The 19,941-nt window shown below is 24.9% G+C and carries 15 protein-coding genes, 3 tRNA genes, 1 rRNA gene and 1 pseudogene; 14 read left to right on the top strand and 6 right to left on the bottom strand.

Annotated elements, in window-relative coordinates; translation table 11 throughout:
* Positions 1-12: 12 nt before the first annotated feature.
* Entirely contained in the window at positions 13-2,103 is a 2,091-nt protein-coding gene (locus APCICUMA2628_RS00795; protein WP_154027337.1) for a flagellar biosynthesis protein FlhA, read from the top strand.
* Between the two features lie 25 nt (positions 2,104-2,128).
* Here the strand turns inward: APCICUMA2628_RS00795 and argS are convergent, their stop codons facing one another.
* Positions 2,129-3,844: an arginine--tRNA ligase gene (argS, locus tag APCICUMA2628_RS00800; protein WP_154027339.1), complete on the bottom strand. Its 1,716-nt coding sequence runs from the start codon at positions 3,842-3,844 to the stop codon at positions 2,129-2,131.
* A 441-nt stretch (positions 3,845-4,285) separates the two neighbouring features.
* Between argS and APCICUMA2628_RS00805 the strand changes: the two genes are divergently transcribed.
* The 8 genes from APCICUMA2628_RS00805 to tadA all read left to right on the top strand — a co-directional run bounded on the left by APCICUMA2628_RS00805 (position 4,286) and on the right by tadA (position 8,663).
* Positions 4,286-5,840: ribosomal RNA gene (locus APCICUMA2628_RS00805) — 16S ribosomal RNA — on the top strand.
* A 61-nt stretch (positions 5,841-5,901) separates the two neighbouring features.
* Positions 5,902-5,978 (top strand) — tRNA-Ile (locus APCICUMA2628_RS00810).
* Between the two features lie 12 nt (positions 5,979-5,990).
* Positions 5,991-6,063, top strand: a tRNA-Ala gene (locus APCICUMA2628_RS00815).
* A gap of 92 nt (positions 6,064-6,155) precedes the next feature.
* Complete coding sequence (gene dnaQ, locus APCICUMA2628_RS00820) at positions 6,156-6,863, top strand: DNA polymerase III subunit epsilon (protein WP_154027341.1); 708 nt, start codon at positions 6,156-6,158, stop codon at positions 6,861-6,863.
* Between the two features lie 64 nt (positions 6,864-6,927).
* A tRNA-Asp gene (locus APCICUMA2628_RS00825) sits at positions 6,928-7,001 on the top strand.
* Between the two features lie 78 nt (positions 7,002-7,079).
* Positions 7,080-7,631, top strand: coding sequence for a nucleotide exchange factor GrpE (locus tag APCICUMA2628_RS00830; protein ID WP_154027343.1), 552 nt, complete (start codon positions 7,080-7,082; stop codon positions 7,629-7,631).
* Between the two features lie 75 nt (positions 7,632-7,706).
* Positions 7,707-8,180, top strand: coding sequence for an SsrA-binding protein SmpB (gene smpB, locus APCICUMA2628_RS00835; protein ID WP_269472304.1), 474 nt, complete (start codon positions 7,707-7,709; stop codon positions 8,178-8,180).
* Positions 8,181-8,201: 21 nt separating this feature from the next.
* Positions 8,202-8,663 (top strand): tRNA adenosine(34) deaminase TadA, encoded by a 462-nt coding sequence (tadA, locus tag APCICUMA2628_RS00840; protein WP_232036805.1) that lies wholly within the window; start codon positions 8,202-8,204, stop codon positions 8,661-8,663.
* A gap of 15 nt (positions 8,664-8,678) precedes the next feature.
* On the opposite strand, the gene acpS is transcribed toward tadA, so the two are convergent.
* The 5 genes from acpS to lepA form a co-directional block, all read right to left on the bottom strand.
* Complete coding sequence (gene acpS / locus APCICUMA2628_RS00845) at positions 8,679-9,059, bottom strand: holo-ACP synthase (RefSeq protein WP_172598573.1); 381 nt, start codon at positions 9,057-9,059, stop codon at positions 8,679-8,681.
* A gap of 34 nt (positions 9,060-9,093) precedes the next feature.
* On the bottom strand, positions 9,094-9,936 hold the full coding sequence (era, locus tag APCICUMA2628_RS00850) for a GTPase Era (RefSeq protein WP_154027351.1): 843 nt from the start codon (positions 9,934-9,936) through the stop codon (positions 9,094-9,096).
* Between the two features lie 8 nt (positions 9,937-9,944).
* On the bottom strand, positions 9,945-10,625 hold the full coding sequence (gene rnc, locus APCICUMA2628_RS00855; RefSeq protein ID WP_154027353.1) for a ribonuclease III: 681 nt from the start codon (positions 10,623-10,625) through the stop codon (positions 9,945-9,947).
* A gap of 87 nt (positions 10,626-10,712) precedes the next feature.
* Positions 10,713-11,579 carry a signal peptidase I gene (gene lepB / locus APCICUMA2628_RS00860; RefSeq protein ID WP_154027355.1) on the bottom strand — a complete coding sequence of 289 codons (867 nt, stop codon included), beginning with the start codon at positions 11,577-11,579 and terminating at the stop codon, positions 10,713-10,715.
* A gap of 22 nt (positions 11,580-11,601) precedes the next feature.
* Complete coding sequence (gene lepA, locus APCICUMA2628_RS00865; RefSeq protein ID WP_154027357.1) at positions 11,602-13,392, bottom strand: translation elongation factor 4; 1,791 nt, start codon at positions 13,390-13,392, stop codon at positions 11,602-11,604.
* A 329-nt stretch (positions 13,393-13,721) separates the two neighbouring features.
* On the opposite strand from lepA, the gene mnmA reads away from it, so the two are divergent.
* The 5 genes and pseudogenes from mnmA (at position 13,722) to lipA (ending at position 19,788) form a co-directional block, all read left to right on the top strand.
* Positions 13,722-14,825: a tRNA 2-thiouridine(34) synthase MnmA gene (gene mnmA, locus APCICUMA2628_RS00870; protein WP_154027359.1), complete on the top strand. Its 1,104-nt coding sequence runs from the start codon at positions 13,722-13,724 to the stop codon at positions 14,823-14,825.
* A gap of 180 nt (positions 14,826-15,005) precedes the next feature.
* Entirely contained in the window at positions 15,006-15,767 is a 762-nt protein-coding gene (locus tag APCICUMA2628_RS00875) for an enoyl-ACP reductase FabI (protein ID WP_154027361.1), read from the top strand.
* A gap of 142 nt (positions 15,768-15,909) precedes the next feature.
* Positions 15,910-17,859: an exoribonuclease II gene (locus APCICUMA2628_RS00880; RefSeq protein WP_154027363.1), complete on the top strand. Its 1,950-nt coding sequence runs from the start codon at positions 15,910-15,912 to the stop codon at positions 17,857-17,859.
* Positions 17,860-18,178: 319 nt separating this feature from the next.
* A pseudogene (gene lipB / locus APCICUMA2628_RS02130) lies at positions 18,179-18,744 on the top strand (lipoyl(octanoyl) transferase LipB).
* A 90-nt stretch (positions 18,745-18,834) separates the two neighbouring features.
* On the top strand, positions 18,835-19,788 hold the full coding sequence (lipA, locus tag APCICUMA2628_RS00890; protein ID WP_154027365.1) for a lipoyl synthase: 954 nt from the start codon (positions 18,835-18,837) through the stop codon (positions 19,786-19,788).
* Positions 19,789-19,941 lie beyond the last annotated feature (153 nt).

The raw sequence follows: 19,941 nt of genomic DNA on the forward strand, positions 1-19,941 counted from the left end.
GAATAATTATTAATGCGAAAATTATCTATTTTATTAAAATTTTTTAATAAAATCAATAATATGAGTTTGTATTCTTTATTTACTCCATCATTAATTTTAATGATTTTAAGTATGCTTATACTACCTTTACCATCTTTTGTTTTGGATTTATTTTTTACTTTTAATATTATTGTTTCAATAATTATTTTAATTGTTTCTATGTTTGTTACTGATGTATTAAGTTTTTCTTCGTTTCCGATAGTCTCGTTATTTTCTACATTATTGCGATTATCTTTAAATGTTGCTTCTACGCGTGTTATTTTATTAAACGGACATATGGGATTGTATTCTGCTGGTCATGTTATTGAATCATTTGGAGTTTTTTTAATTGGTGGAAATTTTTTTATTGGAATTATTGTTTTTATTATTTTAATAATTATAAATTTTATTGTGATTACTAAAGGTTCCGGAAGAATTGCAGAAGTAGGAGCTAGATTTATTTTAGATGCTATGCCTGGAAAACAAATGGCCATAGATGCTGATTTAAATGCCGGTATTATTTCTGAAAAAGAAGCTAAAAAAAGACGTATGAATGTATATAAAGAAGCTGATTTTTACGGGTCAATGGATGGATCCAGTAAATTTATTCGAGGTGATGCTATCGCTGGTATTATAATTATAATAGTAAATATTATAGGTGGATTAATTGTAGGAATGATTCAACATAATATGTCATTTTTACAAGCAGCTCAAATATACAGCATATTAACTATTGGAGATGGTTTAGCCGCTCAAATTCCTTCTTTAGTTATATCAATAGCTTCCGGTGTTCTTTTAACGCGGATTGGATCTGAAAAAATCAATGTTAGTGAACAAATAATTAGTCAGATTTTTAATAATTCTCAAGTTATATTTTTAAGTGGTATTGTATTTAGTATGATCGGTTTAATACCTGGAATGCCTAATTTTATATTTTTATTTTTTTCTATTAGTTTATTAATACTTTCATGGTATTTATATAGTAAAAATAATGTAAAAAAAAGTTTTTCTAAAATAGAAAATATAAAAGAAAATAAAATATTAATTTTTTCGTGGAACGATATTCAATTTGAATATTTAATTGCTTTAGAATTAAGTTCTATTTTTTTTCAATCTGCTTATCAAGATAAACATGATTATTTATTAAAAAAAATATATTTCTTAAGAAAAAATATTGCTAAAGATTTTGGATTTTTAATTTCTGATATTCATCTTATTCATAATTGTAAGTTAGAAGATGGACAGTATAAAATTTTAATTAAAGGAGTAGAACATGGATGTGGACATATTTTTTTAGATAAATTATTAGTTATTAATAATAATATTAGTACAGTTACTATTCCAGGAATTCAAGTAAAAGAACCAGTATTTGATCTTCCTGCTTTTTGGATTGACTCTAATAATAAAGAAATAATTATTAAAAAAAAACTATTAATTGTAAAACCTATTTCGGTAATTATTACACATATTAATAAAATTATTAGAAAAAATTTATATGATTTATTTGGTTTTCAAGAAACACAACAATTATTAGATCGTATTTCACAAATTTATCCACGTTTAGTAGAGTGTTTAATACCTAATATAATATCAGTTACAATATTACAAAATATTTTGCAAAATTTATTATACGAACATATATCTATTAAAGATATTAGAACAATTTTAGAAACGTTAATAAAATACGGTAATAGTATGAAAAACGATGTTGACAAACTTACTAATATTATTCGAATTGCGTTACGTAATTTTATTACACAAAAATTTTTTTTAAATGCTCTTAATATTCATGTAATTGGATTAAGTCCAAAAATAGAATGTATTTTGTTAAAAATAATTAATACTAAAGGTAGTCAATTAGAACCTTTATTTTCGGAAAAATTAATTAAACAAGCTAAATTATCGATTGTCATTCAAAAAAAAAATAAATCTCCATTAGTATTATTAGTTCGTCCTGAATTACGTAGTTTATTAGTAAAATTATTTATTACCAGTGTACCGGAATTAACAGTTTTATCATTTTTAGAAATTTCTGAAAATAGAACTATAAAAATAGTTCATACTATTGGTAGATCTCTAGAGTAATTATAATTTTTTATAAATATTATAATTACATCTTTTTAACTGTTTTAATACCTAACAAGTATAATCCTTTTTTAATTATTTTAGCTGTTAAAATAGATAATTTAATTCGACTGACTTTGATGTGTTTTTCTTTTGCGAATATAATAGAACAATTTTCATAAAATTTTGAGAATTGTCCAGCGAGATCGTATAAATATTTACACATCAAATGAGGAGTACCGTATTTTTCTAAATAAAAAACAATTTCTTCAAATTGTAAAATAGTTAATATCAGTTGTCTTTCAAATTTTGAAAAAATTTTAATAGAATATATTTTTGTATTAAAAGATAAATCAGCGTTATTAATAACAGAATGAATTCTTGTATATGCATATTGTATATAAGGCGCTGTATTTCCATTTAAGGATAACATTTGATCCCAATTAAAAACATAATTTGAAATTCTATTTTTCGACAAATCAAAATATTTTATAGCACCAATTCCAATATTTTGAGCAATAGAGTTGATTTCATAATTGTTCATATTCGGGTGTTTTTTTATTATTATTTTTTTTGCTTTATTGATACCTTTGTTTAATAAATCTATTAATTTAATTGTTTTTCCATGACGTGTTTTAAAAGGTTTATTATTTTTACCTAAAATCATTCCAAACGTATGATGTTCTAATAATATGTTATTTGGTATATATTGCGCTAATTTCGCTATCTCCCATACTTGTTGAATATGTTGTTTTTGTCGATTATCAATATAATAAATAATTCTATTTGCTTTTAGTACATTACATCTATATTTTATACACGCAATGTCCGTGGTTACGTATAAAAAGGCTCCATCTTTTTTTTGTATAACAACTCCCATTTTTTTACCTAGACGATTTTTAAATTGATTCAGATAAACAATAATAGAACCTTTGTGATTAACAGCAATTTTTTTTTTTTTAAGATCAGTTATAATTTCTGACAACATAAAGTTGTAGAAACTTTCTCCACGAATATCTTGGTTAGTAAGAGAAATATTTAATTTTTTATATATTAAATTATTTTTTTGTATAGTATGTTTTACAAGTAAATTCCATATTTTTAAACAATCTTTATTTTTTTTTTGTAAATTAACTACATTTGTTTCAGTTTTTTTTACAAAACGCGGATCTGTTTGATATCTTAAATTTGCTTGTTTATAAATTTTTTCAATTTTTTCAAGAGAAATATGTGACATCTGTTGTAATTGTGTAATTACGATTCCAAATTGTATACCCCAATCACCAATGTGATTTTGTCGTATTACAGTATGACCTAAAAATTCCATTAATCGAGCTGTTACGTCACCTAGGATAGTAGATCGTAAATGTCCTACATGCATATCTTTAGCTATATTAGGTGAAGAATAATCGATAATAATTGTTTGTGGATTTTTTGTAAATATATTAAAGTTTTTTTTATTATACATTTTATTGATGTATTTACATAACCAATCTGATTGTAAGGTTATATTGATGAATCCTTGTTGCGGAACTGATATTTTTTCATAGACATTAGATTTAATTAAATCATTAGCAATATTAACAGCGAGTTGATATGAAGAAGATGGTATTTTATTTTTTAATTTAATAATTCCGTTTACTTGATAATCAATTTCATTTTTTTTTATATTTTTTCGAATAATAGGATCAAAACTTTTCGGAATATTATATTTTGTACAAATTTTTTTGATTTTTTTTGTTAAAAATTTTTGAATATTCATAAGCGCACCAATATTGATGGTAATACATATATGTTTAGTAATATATGAATGGATTATAATAATAAACTGAAAAAACTATTTAATAGTAATTATTATATAGTAATTCTTAATTATTGTAAAAATTATCCCCCAGATCTTTAATAGAAAAAATAACAAGTTTATTATTATAGATTAATAATTTTTTAAGTTAGTTATTATTAAATAATTCTTTTATAATAAATAGTATATATTTTTAATAAAATTAAAATTTTTATAAATTAAAAAAAAATATGTTGACTTTTTTGTAAAAAACTATAAGATAGATCTTGTAACAAAAAACGTTCTTTAAAAAAATATTTCAGAAAATTTTTGTGGGCACATGAAAATTAAATGTTCAGATACAAATTATTCATTATTAATTTTAATATAAAAAAAAATTAGTTTTGTAATAAAAGTTATACGTAAATGAAGAGTTTGATCATGGCTCAGATTGAACGCTGGCGGCAAGCCTAACACATGCAAGTCGAGCGGCAGCGGGAAAATATTTATATTTTTGCCGGCGAGCGGCAAACGGGTGAGTAATATCTGGGGATCTACCTAAATGAGGGGGATAACTATTGGAAACGATAGCTAATACCGCATAATGTTGAGAAACTAAAGCAGGGGATCGGTCTTTTTTGAAGACCTTGCGCGTTTAGATGAACCCAGACGAGATTAGCTAGATGGTAAGGTAACGGCTTACCATGGCAACGATCTCTAGCTGGTCTGAGAGGATGGCCAGCCACACTGGAACTGAGACACGGTCCAGACTCCTACGGGAGGCAGCAGTGGGGAATATTGCACAATGGGCGCAAGCCTGATGCAGCTATGCCGCGTGTATGAAGAAGGCCTTAGGGTTGTAAAGTACTTTCGTCAGGGAAGAAAGTAATGATGCTAATATCATCGTTAATTGACGTTACCTGAAAAAGAAGCACCGGCTAACTCCGTGCCAGCAGCCGCGGTAATACGGGGGGTGCAAGCGTTAATCAGAATTACTGGGCGTAAAGAGCTCGTAGGCGGTTATTTAAGTCAGATGTGAAATCCCTGGGCTCAACCTAGGAACTGCATTTGAAACTGAATAACTAGAGTTTCGTAGAGGGAGGTAGAATTCTAGGTGTAGCGGTGAAATGCGTAGATATCTGGAGGAATACCTGTGGCGAAAGCGACCTCCTGGACGAAAACTGACGCTGAGGTGCGAAAGCATGGGGAGCAAACAGGATTAGATACCCTGGTAGTCCATGCCGTAAACGATGTCGACTTAGAGGTTGTTTCCTAAGAGAAATGACTTCTGTAGCTAACGCGTTAAGTCGACCGCCTGGGGAGTACGGTCGCAAGGCTAAAACTCAAATGAATTGACGGGGGCCCGCACAAGCGGTGGAGCATGTGGTTTAATTCGATGCAACGCGAAAAACCTTACCTGGTCTTGACATCCATAGAATTTTGTAGAAATATAGAAGTGCCTTCGGGAACTATGAGACAGGTGCTGCATGGCTGTCGTCAGCTCGTGTTGTGAAATGTTGGGTTAAGTCCCGCAACGAGCGCAACCCTTATCTTTTGTTACCAGCGGTTCGGCCGGGGACTCAAGGGAGACTGCCGGTTATAAACCGGAGGAAGGTGGGGACGACGTCAAGTCATCATGGCCCTTACGACCAGGGCTACACACGTGCTACAATGGTACATACAAAGAGAAGCAACTCTGCGAAGATAAGCAAACCTCATAAAGTGTATCGTAGTCCGGACTGGAGTCTGCAACTCGACTCCACGAAGTCGGAATCGCTAGTAATCGTGTATCAGAATGTCACGGTGAATACGTTCCCGGGCCTTGTACACACCGCCCGTCACACCATGGGAGTGAGTTGCAAAAGAAGCAGGTTTCCTAACCAAATTTTGGAGGGCGCCTACCACTTTGTGGTTCATAACTGGGGTGAAGTCGTAACAAGGTAACCGTAGGGGAACCTGCGGTTGGATCACCTCCTTAAAATATAAAACATTTGATTCGATCGTGCCCACAGAAATTTTCTGATTTATTATAGTAAAACAGGCTTGTAGCTCAGCCGGTTAGAGCACACCCCTGATAAGGGTGAGGTCGGTGGTTCAAATCCACTCAGGCCTACCATATATATTATAAGGGGCTATAGCTCAGCTGGGAGAGCGCCTGCTTTGCACGCAGGAGGTCAGCGGTTCAATCCCGCTTAGCTCCAATATTATTGGAATAATATTTATTTTAAATAAATTTATTTTAAATAATTTATATATTTTTATTCTGTAATTTTTTAATGAACGTATTTTTATAATGAATAATATAAATAAATCTAGAAAAGTGGTTCTAGATATAGAAACTACCGGAATGAATAAGACCGGTTTTTTGTATTTAAATCATAAAATTATAGAAATTGGAATTATTGAGCTTATTAATAGAAAATATACTGGACGATATCTACATTATTATCTAAATCCAGATCGTGGTATTGAGCAAGAAGCGTATAAAATTCATGGAATCTCTTTACATCAATTAACCGATAAACCTAGATTTAAAGATATTTATTTAAATATTATAAATTTTATAAAAAAATCAAAAATTATAGTTCATAATTCTATTTTTGATATTAATTTTTTAGATTACGAATTTAGTCAATTGAATATTGGAATTAAAAAAATTCGAGAATTTAGTGATATTATAGATACATTGGAAATGGCAAGAAAATTATATCCTGGAAAAAAAAATAATTTAGATGCTTTATGTCGTAGATATAATATAATAAATCCTCGTAACAAGGTACACGGAGCTTTGTTAGACGCTAAGATATTAATGAAAATATATCTACACATGACGAGTAGGCAAAAAGAAATATTTTTTACAAAAAAATATAGAACTGAAATAATTCCACCTATATCAAATAAAAAACTTAATGATAAATTATCAAAAATATTATTTGCATCTAAATTAGAAAATAAAAAGCATATAAAATATATGCGAAGTATGAATAAAGATTTGATTTAACTATTAATGTGAATTTTTTACTTAAATTAAGTTAAATGTAGATATTTTTATTAATTAATTAAAAGGTGCGGTAGTTCAGCTGGTTAGAATATCGGCCTGTCACGCCGGGGGTCGCGGGTTCGAATCCCGTCCGCACCGAAATTCATTATTTTAATTAAATTTACAATTTATATTGTAAAAAATATTTATATATAAATATATTCGGACAATATACTTATGAAATGTAATAATAGTCTTGATAAGTTATCTTCTAATAGAATAAATCAAGATAAAAATAACAAAGATATAGAAAATTATGAAGAATTTTTACAACAAAAAAAATTAAAAAAATTACATTTGCAACAAGATATAATAAATGATTCTAAATATTATGCTGATAAATTATTAAATTTTGAAGTAAGATTACACAAGAAAATTAATAATACATATAACTTTTTTCTTGAAAAATATTTTCTATCAATTTTGCCAGTTGTCGATAGTATAGATGCGTCAGTTCATTTATTGGAATCTTCAAATAAAAATAATTCAGAAATATATGTATATCTTAAAGATATACAAAAAAAATTTATATATTTATTTTCAAAATATAAAATATCAATTATTAATGCTATTGATATTCCATTTAATCCCGAATTTCATCAAGCAATATCTATTGATTTTTCCGGAAAGTATAAAAATAATTATATTTCTTATGTTATTCAACCAGGATACTCAATTAATAATAGATTATTAAGACCTGCATTAGTATCAGTTTCTCAAATTAAATAAAAATATAATTAACATATATACATTTAAAAATAATAATTGTATTTAAAATAAAATAAGGAAAAATATTAAATCATAATAAAAAAAAAAAAAGTTTTTTTTAATAAAAAGGTAAGCTATAATTTTATTATAGAAAAAACTATTACTGCTGGTCTTGTATTGCAAGGCTGGGAAGTAAAATCAATTCGAGCAGGATATGTTCAAATTACGGCAGGATATATTATAATTAATAGAAATGAAATATATTTAATCGGAACATATATTCAACCATTAGCTAATACTACTAATTTTTCTTTATGTCAAACAGACCGTATTCGAAAATTATTATTAACAAAAAAAGAAATTGAAATTATTATGTTATATAATACGAAAAAAGGATATACAATTATTCCTTTAAAAATATTTTGGAATAAATCTTGGTGTAAAATTCAAATTGGTATTGCTAAAGGAAAATCTACTCATGATAAACGATTAGATAAAAAAAATCGTGCTTGGAAAATTGAACAATCTGCTATATATAAGCGTATATCTTTAAATAATAAATATAATTAAATTTTTTAAATATGGGTTTTCATGAGTAGAATGAATATTGATAATTATTGGATGAAAAAAGCATTGAAACAAGCTTATTTTGGAAAAAAAAACGGCGAAATCCCAATTGGATCTATTTTAATTAAAGATAATAAGATTATTAGTTCATCATTTAATTCTTGTATTAAATTGTGTGATACTAGCGCTCACGCTGAATTATTAGCAATAAGAAAAGGTGGTAAAAAATTAAAAAATTATAGGTTATATTACACAACATTGTATGTTACTCATGAACCGTGTTTAATGTGTTCTGCGGCAATTATATCTGCCCGAATATATAGACTAGTGTACGGTTCTTATAGTACTAAAAAATGTAATTTTTCTTATTTCATGAATTTATTATATATTCATCAAATAAAACATCATTTAAAAGATATTACATCCGGAATTTTATTATCTGAATGTTCAGAGTTACTAAAGAAATTTTTTAAAAAAAAAAGATAATTTTTTAAAAAAAAATTAATTTTCCAATATAACTATCGATTGAGTATATTCAGATGTGTCTGTAATACTTAAAAAAATTTTTTTGACTTTTAATTGATGTAATTTGTTTTTAACATATCCGAACATTTTTATATGAGGTTTTCCTGTACGATTATGAACAATTTCACAATTTTTTAAAAACATATTGTTATATATTCCTAATCCCATTGCTTTAGCAGTTGCTTCTTTAGCAGTAAATATTTGAGCTAAAAATTTTTCTTTATGATATATATTGGTATATTCATCTAATTCTGTTTTTGATAAAATCTTGTTAGGTATTGCTATACCATAATTAATAATTAATTTTTTAAAACGCAAGATACTGACCATATCTATCCCTATACCGATGATTGACATCATAACCTCTTTTATTGCTAAATTATAAATTATTTTATTTTATTTTTACTAATATTTTAAAAAAAATTTTTTCTTTTAAAAAATTTTCTATTTTATTTTGCGATCGTATATGACATTGATTAATTTTAGCCCCTTTATATCCGATGATAATTTTTTTATGTTGTATATTTTTAACAAAAATAATACTAGATATAAAATATCTATTATTATTTTGTTGATAAAAATCAGAAATTTCTACTATGAATGAATATACTATTTCTTTATTTACGAGATTCATTAACGTATTCCGGATTATTTCAGCAATCAAGAATTCTTTAGTACACGTAGTTTTTTTAGTATGTACGTGTCTGTGAAATGAAGTTGGTAAGGTTTTTTTAATATAAATTAATAAATTTTTTAAATATATATTTTTTTTTGCTGAAATTAAAAAAATCTCATGATTTACAGTAAGTTTATTAATTTTTTGAATAAATGGTAATAATAATATTTTTTTTTTGATATAATCAATTTTATTGATAACAATAACATAATTATCATTATGTTTTTTAATATATTTTAATAATTTTCTTTCGTGATTAGTCCAAATAAAACTGTTTATAATAAAAATTATAATATTTACTTCATGTATCAAATTAAATGTATCGCGTAATTTCTTTTTTTCTATATTACTATAAATATAGTTAATACCCGGTGAATCAATTAATTCAAATTGTATTAATTTGTCAGTATATATTCCAGTAAGATGAGTTTGAGTTGTATTGGGTTTACGTGAAATTATAGAAATATTGGATTTAATTAATTTATTTAGTAAAGTGGATTTACCTACGTTAGTTCTACCTACTAGTAAAACTTTTCCAAAAATAGTTTCTTTTTTCATGTTATGTATTATTCTACTTCTAATCGAATTAATGCATTTTGAGCTGCATCTTGTTCAGCTTTTCTTCGACTAGCTCCTATTCCAATTAATATTTCTGATAATCCATTTATTTTACAATAAATAGTAAAAATTTGGTTATGTGCTGCACCGTATATTTGTCCAATATGATATACAGGTAATGGATAATGTTTAGATTGTAAAAACTCCTGTAATCGAGTTTTAGGATCTTTTTTAGTACTAATAGGGTTCATTTGTATAAAACGAGTTTTATACCACTGTAATACTATTTTTTCGACAGTATATATATTGCTATCTAAAAATATACTAGCTATTACAGCCTCTATTGCATTAGCTAAAATAGATTCTCGTTTAAAACCTCCACTTTTTTTTTCTCCGTGTCCTAATTTAAGATAACTACCCAGAGAAAATTCAGATGCAATTTCAGCTAATGTATTTCCTCGCACTAATGTTGCACGCATTCTACTCATTCCTCCTTCATTTACTTTTGGAAAATGATGGTATAGAGCTTTTGCTATAATAAAACTAAGAATAGAATCTCCTAAAAATTCTAATCGTTCGTTATGCTGTGTACTAGCACTTCTATGTGTTAAAGCATGTTGTAATAATGATACATTAGAAAATGTATAGCCTATAAATTGTTGTAGTTTATTCATCATTATTGAATGCATACGATGTTGATTAAAAATTAAAATGATTAATGTATTTGTTAAAATAATTAATATATTTCATATTATGAATATGATATATAAAATATTTTATAAAATTTTTTTAAAGATCCTATAAAATCGTATTTTTTTTAACCAATTTTTATTATGTATGTCTATACTAAACCAAATATATTTAGCTTTTCCTAAAATATTTTTTTTTGAAATAAATCCCCAAGATCTACTATCTGAACTTTTATCTCGATTATCTCCAATTACAAAATATTTATTTTTAGGAATAATCCATGTCCATTTTTTTTTAGAATTGCATTGTTTATAAAATGGATATATAGAATTTTTTATACCATGAGTTACGGATATATTATATATATAATTTTTATATTGTTCTTGATACTGCTCAATTTTTAATGAACGATATGTATTCATATTAAAAGTACCAGGATATTGATTATTTATCATGTTATTTTTTAAAGAAATAATTTGATATTTAATATTTTTTTTTGTTATAATGTATATTTTTTTTTTAAAAGGGTTATATACGATAGTATCTCCAGGCATACCTATAATTCGTTTAATGTAATATACAAGTTTATTATGAGGTGATTTAAATACAACAATATCATTTTTTTTAGGTTGATAATTTTTTATTACAATATTTTTTTTTGATAAATTATTTATAATACAAGAAAACTTTTGTGTGATAATATAATCACCCGTAAGTAATGTTGGATTCATAGAATATGAAAAAATTTTAAACGGCTCACAAATAAAACATCTAATACTACATATTATGATGATAATAGGAAAAATATAATTCAATTGATTTAATAATATATTATTATATACTTTTTTTTTTTTAAAAAAAGTAATATATAAATTTTTTATATGATTCAATATCCAGAAAGTACCTATGAGTCCAATTATTATTATTAATATATATTTATTTAGAAATTCCATATATAATTTTCTCGTATAATTATTAGTTAATTTGTAATATTGATAAAAATATTTCCTGAGGGATTTTCACGTTTCCTATAATTTTCATTCGTTTTTTTCCTTTTTTTTGTTTTTGTAGCAATTTTTTTTTTCGACTAATATCTCCGCCATAACATTTTGATAATACATTTTTTCTTAATTGTTTTATATTAGCTCTAGAAACAATGTTATTTTCAATAGCAGCTTGAATAGGTACATTAAATTGATGTCTTGGTATAATTTTTTTAATTTTATCTATTATATTTTTTGCGATGCTAATAGAATTTTTTCTATGACATATTGAAGATAATGCATCTATTTTAATTGAATTAATTAAAATATCAATTTTAACTAAATTACTTTTTTTAAAACCAATTGAATTATACTCTAATGAAGCGTATCCACTAGATATAGATTTTAATTGATCAAAAAAATTTGAAATTACTTCAGATAATGGAAGTTCATATTGAATAATAGTTTTTTTATCATGATATATTAAATTTTTCTGTACTCCTCTTTTTTTAATACACAAATTTATAATTTCTCCAATATATTTAGTTGGAGTTAAAATATTACAAAACGCTATTGGTTCTCTAATTTCATAGATATCATTATTTTTAGGAAATTTAGCTGGATTATCTAAATAAACTTTTTTTTTATTTTTAATAAGTATTACTTCATAAATAACTGTAGGTGCTGTTACAATTATTTTTATATTATATTCTCTTTCTAAACGGGATTGAATAATTTCCATATGTAATATTCCCAAAAATCCACATCTAAATCCAAAACCTAATGCTTGTGAATTTTCAGGTTCATAAAATAAAGAAGAATCATTTAATTGTAGTTTATATAAAGCTTCTTTAAATCGATTATATTGATCATTTTTTATAGGAAATAAACCAGCGTATATTTTTGGTTTAATTTTTTCAAATCCTAATAATAATTTGTTAGCGGGATTGACAAAAGAAGTAATAGTCTCGCCAACTAATATAGAACGAATATTTTTAATCCCGCAAATTATCCAACCAACTTCACCGCACGATAAAATAGATTTTAAGATTCGTTTTGGTGTAAAAATACCCATTTGATCAACCTGATATACCTGTTTAGTTCTCATGATAAAGATTTTATCTTTTATTTTTATAAAACCATTTTTTATACGTATTAAAGATACTACACCTAAATATTTGTCAAACCACGAATCAATTACTAATGCTTGTAATGAATTATGAGGACTTCCTTTAGGAGCGGGGATTACAGTTATTATTTTTTCCAGTAAATCTGGTATTCCTTCACCTGTTTTTGCAGAACATAAAACAATATTTTTAGTAGATATACCAATAATATCTTGTATATCTTTACAAACTTGACTCGGTCTAGCATTGGGTAAATCAATTTTATTCAAAATAGGCAAAATAGATAATTTCATTTTTAAAGCGCTATGACAATTAGCAATAGTTTGAGCTTGAACACCTTGAGCTGCATCTACTATTAATAAAGCACCTTCGCATGCTGATAATGCACGTGAAACTTCATATGCAAAATTAACATGACCGGGTGTATCAATAAAATTTAAGCAAAAATTTTTTCCTATTTTAGACATATGATTAATAGTTACGCTTTGCGCTTTAATAGTAATACCGCGTTCTCGTTCCAATTCCATGGTATCTAAAACTTGTTCTGACATTTCTCTTTTAGAAAGACCTCCACATGCTTGTATTAATCGATCAGATAAAGTTGATTTACCATGGTCTATGTGAGCAATAATAGAAAAATTTCTTATATATTTCATAATATAACTGAGACACCATTTTATTTTTAATTGATATTTTATATATATTTATAATATAAATTTATATTATTATTTTTTAAAATTTTCATTAATTTAAATATGTATATAAATACAGGATATATATCCTATATAATAAATAACAAAACATATTTTATGATATGTATATTATATTATATATATAATATATTTACTTATTTTAATTATTAAATGTTTATTTGATATAAATTTATAGTATAAAACTATTAACAAATTATTTTCAATATAAATGTTTTATTTTATATAAAAATTATTTTAATCGAATGTAATTAATATTATGGTGTAATAATAAAATGGAAAAAAAAAGAGTCATTTTAGCTATGTCAGGAGGAGTAGATTCTTCAGTTTCAGCGTGGCTTTTGTTAAAGAAAGGATATACTGTAGAAGGTTTATTTATGAAAAATTGGGATGAAGATGATTCAAATAATTATTGTTCCGCAAAAATTGATTTTACCGATGCACAATCAGTATGCAATCGTTTGGGTATTTTATTACATACAATTAATTTTTCAACAGAATATTGGGAACGAGTATTTAAGAAATTTATCCTAGAATATAAAAAAGGAAATACTCCTAATCCAGATATTTTATGTAATAAAATTATTAAATTTAATATTTGTTTAAATTTTGCTTTCAATCATTTACAAGCAAATTATTTTGCAACAGGTCATTATGCGAAAATTAAAAGAAAACGTAATAAATATTATTTATATAGAGCAAGTGATGATAATAAAGATCAAAGTTATTTTTTATATACTTTAAAGTCACAAATTTTATCAAAAATATTTTTTCCGTTATCTAATATAAAAAAGACACAAACGCGAAAAATAGCAAAAAAAATAAACTTATGTATATATCAAAAAAAGGATTCTACTGGTATTTGTTTCATTCAACCTAAAAAATTTAATTTATTTTTAAATCGATATATTCCTTATAAAACAGGAAAAATATTAACTATGTCGGGAGAATTTATAGGATTACATTGTGGATATGAATATTATACAATTGGCCAAAGAAAAGGATTAAAAATTGGCGGAAAGAAAAATAAAAATATGTATCCTTGGTATGTCGTTAAAAAAAACATTCAATTAAATATAGTTGTAGTTGTACAAGGATCTAGAAATCCATATTTATTATCATACGGTTTTTTAACAAAAAAAATTCATTGGATTTGTCATATATCGAGGGATTTTAAATTAAAATGTTTAGTACAAATTAGACATCAACATAAACCGATAATATGTTGTATATTTTATAATAAAAAAAGTCAGTATATTCAAATTTTATTTAATAAACCACTTGAACGAGTTGTATCTGGACAATCTGCAGTATTTTATAGTCATAGACAATGTCTAGGAGGTGCTAATATACATCAAAATATACCATATTTACCATAATGAATAATATTATTATATTTACTAATATTAGTAGTAAAATACTATATATTATAAACTGTAAATATAAAAATTATATTTTTTAAATAGGTTTACATCGAATATATATGTTTATATATTAATAATATTACTATTATTAATATATGATAAATATAAATTATAATTCAGGTACTAAATATACAAATGACTTTTTTAAAAAATAAAAAAATTTTAATTTTTGGTGTTAAAAACCATTTTTCAATTGCGTGGGGTATTGCAATCGCCATGTATAAACAAGAAGCTAAGTTAGCTTTTGTTTATCACGATATAAGATCTAAAAAAAATGTAACATTACTAGCACAAAAAGTTCAATCCAATATTATTTTAGAGTGTGATGTTACTTCAGATACTTCAATTGTTCAGTTATTTAAAAAATTATCTAAAATATGGAATAAAATAGACGGAATAGTACATTCCATAGCATATGTACCAATAATACAATTAAATAAAAATTATATTAAAGTTATTAATCGCAAAAATTTTTTAGATGCACATGAAATTAATTCATTTAGTTTAGTAGCTATTGTACAAGTAGCTAAAAAATTTCTCAATAATAAATCAGCAATTTTAACGTTATCATACATCGGAGCTATTAGGTATATTCCTTATTATAATATAATGGGTATTGCTAAAGCTTCATTAGAAGCTAATGTAAGATATTTATCTGCGTCTATAGGTAAAAATATACGAGTTAATGCAATTTCAGCTGGACCTATAAAAACAACAGCTTCTTATAAAATAAGAAATTTTCATAAAATTATAACGATAAGTAAAAATAATTCTTTATTAAATAAAAATATCACTATTCAGGAAATCGGAGATGTAGCGGCGTTTTTATGTTCTGATTTATCTCGTGGTATTACTGGACAAATTATATATGTAGATACAGGTAATAATATTGTTTAATTATCAAGATATACATTAGTATATTAATATTTCAATTAATTTTTTCTATTTACTTAATCTTAATAAGATTTAATCTTATATACATGTTAATTAAATCTTATTTATCTTTAATAACAAAAACATTATTAGGTTTATAAAAACTATGTTTCATAATAATCCTTTACTTATGCAATTAAAAAATAAGTTACGTAAAAAAAAACTTAAAGTAGAAGGAATTGTAAAAAGTACTATAAAAGGTTTTGGTTTTTTAGAGATTGATTCTAAAACAACATATTTTATTCCTCCTAAAAATATGAAAAAAGTTATTCATGGAGATAGGATTATAGGCTCTATTGAAGTAGAAAATAATAGAGAAATTATATATCCAAAAAAGTTAATAGAACCTTTTTTGAAAAGATTTATAGGATCGGTATATAAAAAAAATAACTCTATTTGTATACAACCTATTTATCCATACGTACGTGATATATTTTTTTATAAATATAAAACTTCTATTATCAGATCTTGGCAACAAGGTGATTGGGTAATAGCAGAATTAAAACATCATAGTTTACGTGATAAGAATTATTTTAGTATTAATATACTAGAATTTATTTCTGAAAAAGACAATCCGTTATCACCATGGTATGTGATTTTATCACGGTATAATTTAGAAAAACAATCGCCAATAGTAAATTTTTTAAAATTATTACCTAACAATATTTCTAATAATAATCGTATTGATTTAACGTGTTTAGATTTTATTACAATTGATAATTGTTATACCAAAGATATTGATGATGCTCTTTTTGTTGAAGAGACTAGTACAAATAAATTAGTATTAACAGTAGCTATTGCTGATCCTACGGAATATATCTTAGTAAATACCGAAATAGATAATATAGCTAGAAATCGTATTTTTACAAATTATCTACCTGGATTAAATATATCTATGTTACCTAAACAATTATCGGAAGATCTGTGTTCTCTGAAACCATATGTAAAACGACCAGTTTTAGCATGTCGCATGATAATTGATGATTATGGAAATATTATCATGAAAGAAACAGAATTTTTCTTAGCATGGATTGAATCGAAAAGTAAATTATCTTACGATAATGTATCTGATTGGCTGGAAAAATCAGGTAATTGGCAACCATGTAACAGTAAAATTGAAAAACAGATACTTTTATTAAAAAAAATATATAAAATTCGACGTTTATGGAGAAAAAAACATGCATTAATATTTAATGATCGTCCAGAGTATCGTTTTCATTTATCTAAAACGTGGGAAATATTAGATATATCTATGGAACATAGAAGAATAGCTCATAAAATTGTTGAAGAATCTATGATTTCAGCTAATATTTGTGCTGCTAATTTTCTAGATAAAAAATTAGGATTTGGATTATATCATGTTCATTCTGGATTTGATGTCCTTAATGCAAAAAATGCTGTTAAATTTTTAGAAAAATATAATATTTTTTATACTTCAGAAGAAGTAATGACATTATCTGGATTTTGTAAATTAAAAAGATCATTAGATGAGCTATCTAATGATTATGTAAATTACAGAATACGTAGATTTCAATCTTTTGGAGAAATTAGTATATTTTCTAAACCTCATTTTTCGTTAGGCCTTACTTCTTATGCAACATGGACTTCTCCAATCAGAAAATATAGTGATATGATGAATCATCGATTAATTAAATCAATACTTGATAGATCTAGTAACATTACTCCTCCTGATAATATCTTGTTATCACAAATTAATGATCGTAAACGAAAAAATCGAATGGCTGTTAGAGATATAGAAGAATGGTTATATGCTAAATTTTTTTATTCAATAAAATATGAAAATAAACATTATCCAGCCTATATTATAGATATTTATCGAGGAGGAATACGTGCACGTTTATTGAATACCGGTGCTTTTATATTAATTCCTTCTTCATATATACACGACATTCGTAATGAAATAATATGTTATCCAGAATCTGGAATTATATGTATAAAAAATAAAATTTATCATAGAGTTTCAGATAGAATTCTTGTACAATTATTATTTATTAATCGTGATACTAAAACAATTATAGCATCTTTGGTAAATTAAAAAGTATCTTTTCATAAATATAAAATTTCATAAATAATTAAATTATTGTATTTAATAAATATATTTTTATCTTTCAAATACTCGTTAATTTTATTGTATTAGTTAATTTTTTAATAGCAGTATTTTTATTAACAATCATAATTAATTATGTTATTTTAACTATAAAAATATTTTTAATAATTAAAATAATATAAGCATATTTTAATAAAAATTATTTTTCTTAAATATCTTGATTTTATAAACAAAACACTATAAAAATAATATGAACATTATTGTACGATATTTAAATTTATGCGATTGGCTCGAAACAGAAAAAAAAATGTATGAGTTTACAAAAAATAGAACTTTAAATACTATTGACGAATTATGGTTTGCAGAACATTATCCAGTCTTTACATATGGTATATCAGAAAAAAAATATAAAATGTCTTTTATTAATAAAATACCTGTATATCGTTCAATAAGAGGTGGAAAAATTACATATCACGGCCCCGGTCAATTAATTATATATTTATTAATTAATTTACAAAGAAAAAAAATAAAATTTTATAAATTAGTACAAAATATTGAAACGGTAATTATTAAATTATTAAAAGATTTAAATATATCTTCATATACAGACTATAACATGCCCGGAGTATATGTTAAAAAAAAAAAATTTGTTCATTAGGTTTTCGCATTATGAAAGGATGTTCTTTACATGGTTTATCTTTAAATGTTAATATGAACTTAATACCGTTTAAATACATTAATCCTTGTGGAAATAAAAATATTAAAATGACACAAATAAAAAATTTTAATCCAAATATTACAATACAAAAAATACAAAAGATTTTTATAAAAAATTTTTGTATTGTTTTTAATTATTTAATAACAAATAATTAATTCTTTAATTTTTATGGAATTAAAATTCCATAAAAATTATCTATTTTACTTATTATTTATTAATAAACAAAAATTTATAGAAGAATAAAAATGTTTCAAAAAAATAAAAAAAATATTATTAGTAAAAATAAAAATGATACATATCTTATATCTGATATTTCATCTTCTAATTCTAAATCATTTCTTTTAAAAAAGCCAAAATGGTTAAAAGTAAGATTACCTTCTAACATCAATAAAATTAAAAATATTAAAAATATATTAAAACATTATAAACTCCATTCTGTATGTGAAGAAGCACATTGTCCAAATTTACCAGAATGTTTTAATAAAGGAACTGCTACATTTATGATTTTAGGATCTATTTGTACACGTAAATGTCCATTTTGTGCAGTTAATAAAGGGAGACCGACTGCAGTAGATAATAATGAACCCAATAAAATATTGAATGCTGTTATTAAATTAAATTTGCAATATGTAGTTTTAACCTCAGTCTCTAGAGATGATCTGAAAGATGGTGGTGCTAATCATTTTTCTAATTGCATATATCAGATTAGAAAAAAAAAAAATATAAAAATAGAAATTTTAGTTCCTGATTTTCGAGGAAAGGAAAAAATAGCGTTAGAAATAATTACTCGATATCCACCAGATGTATTTAATCATAACGTTGAGAATGTTCCTAGACTATACTCCACTGTTCGGCCAGGAGCGAATTATATTAATTCTTTAAATTTATTACATCAATTTAAAAAAATATGTCCTCAAATTCCAACAAAATCAGGATTAATGTTAGGATTAGGTGAGAAAAAACAAGAAATTATATCTGTATTAAATGATTTAAAAAAAGTAGGTGTATCTATTATTACAATTGGACAATATATGCAGCCCAGTAAAGACCATTTACCTGTTATAAAATATATAACACCTGAAGAATTTATAAATTTTGAATATATTGCATTATCTATGGGATTTTCTAAAGTATTTTGTGGTCCTTTAGTTCGATCTTCTTATCACGCAGATCAACAGTATAAATCATATAAGGCGTGATTTTCTATCGAATATAGAAGAATACCATGTATATGTATATATACAATATGTATTCTTTTTTTTTTAAACAAAACAATATTTTGATACAAATAATTTTGTAGCATATATATGCTAATATTTTTTAAATAAGATATATGAGAACACCAATAAAAA

The sequence above is a fragment of the Buchnera aphidicola (Cinara cuneomaculata) genome (assembly GCF_900698865.1).
GTDB classification, from domain to species: domain Bacteria; phylum Pseudomonadota; class Gammaproteobacteria; order Enterobacterales; family Enterobacteriaceae; genus Buchnera_F; species Buchnera_F aphidicola_AA.

What these genes read in the sequence shown, in the direction of transcription:
- lepB (WP_154027355.1), bottom strand. Translation starts at nt 11,579, where the DNA reads ATGGAATTTCTAAATAAATATATATTAATAATAATAATTGGACTCATA.
- APCICUMA2628_RS00795 (WP_154027337.1), top strand. Translation starts at nt 13, where the DNA reads ATGCGAAAATTATCTATTTTATTAAAATTTTTTAATAAAATCAATAAT.
- tadA (WP_232036805.1), top strand. Translation starts at nt 8,202, where the DNA reads ATGAGTAGAATGAATATTGATAATTATTGGATGAAAAAAGCATTGAAA.
- APCICUMA2628_RS00830 (WP_154027343.1), top strand. Translation starts at nt 7,080, where the DNA reads ATGAAATGTAATAATAGTCTTGATAAGTTATCTTCTAATAGAATAAAT.
- mnmA (WP_154027359.1), top strand. Translation starts at nt 13,722, where the DNA reads ATGGAAAAAAAAAGAGTCATTTTAGCTATGTCAGGAGGAGTAGATTCT.
- lipA (WP_154027365.1), top strand. Translation starts at nt 18,835, where the DNA reads ATGTTTCAAAAAAATAAAAAAAATATTATTAGTAAAAATAAAAATGAT.
- lepA (WP_154027357.1), bottom strand. Translation starts at nt 13,392, where the DNA reads ATGAAATATATAAGAAATTTTTCTATTATTGCTCACATAGACCATGGT.
- APCICUMA2628_RS00875 (WP_154027361.1), top strand. Translation starts at nt 15,006, where the DNA reads ATGACTTTTTTAAAAAATAAAAAAATTTTAATTTTTGGTGTTAAAAAC.
- dnaQ (WP_154027341.1), top strand. Translation starts at nt 6,156, where the DNA reads ATGAATAATATAAATAAATCTAGAAAAGTGGTTCTAGATATAGAAACT.
- APCICUMA2628_RS00880 (WP_154027363.1), top strand. Translation starts at nt 15,910, where the DNA reads ATGTTTCATAATAATCCTTTACTTATGCAATTAAAAAATAAGTTACGT.
- argS (WP_154027339.1), bottom strand. Translation starts at nt 3,844, where the DNA reads ATGAATATTCAAAAATTTTTAACAAAAAAAATCAAAAAAATTTGTACA.
- acpS (WP_172598573.1), bottom strand. Translation starts at nt 9,059, where the DNA reads ATGTCAATCATCGGTATAGGGATAGATATGGTCAGTATCTTGCGTTTT.
- era (WP_154027351.1), bottom strand. Translation starts at nt 9,936, where the DNA reads ATGAAAAAAGAAACTATTTTTGGAAAAGTTTTACTAGTAGGTAGAACT.
- rnc (WP_154027353.1), bottom strand. Translation starts at nt 10,625, where the DNA reads ATGCATTCAATAATGATGAATAAACTACAACAATTTATAGGCTATACA.